This is a genomic window from Actinomyces sp. HMSC065F11 (genome assembly GCF_001813085.1).
Classification (GTDB): Bacteria; Actinomycetota; Actinomycetes; order Actinomycetales; family Actinomycetaceae; genus Gleimia; species Gleimia europaea.
The window spans coordinates 1-206 of record NZ_KV811475.1 but is presented as its reverse complement, the minus strand read 5'-3'; the positions used below and the strand labels follow the sequence as shown (position 1 = coordinate 206).

The window sequence follows — 206 nt, the reverse complement described above, 5'->3', positions numbered from 1 at the left end:
GGCAAAAATCCCCACGGCTTTAACCGTCAATTTGCGGAGCCACATCAACAAATTCGGTTATAGGCACCGCCTGCTCACGTACCTTTTGAGCTTCGGCTTCGCTAACTATACCCTCCGCCTTTTCTTCGGCATCACACCGTGCCTTGTAGTTTTCTATCTCATGCGCCTTGGCCGCCTCGTCCCAGCCAAGAATATCCGCAGCTATT

At 51.9% G+C, this 206-nt stretch carries 1 pseudogene; it reads right to left on the bottom strand.

From position 1 onward, the window contains the following. Positions 1-19: 19 nt before the first annotated feature. Positions 20-206 (bottom strand): annotated as a pseudogene (locus tag HMPREF2891_RS06440) (glycerol-3-phosphate dehydrogenase); the annotation flags it as partial.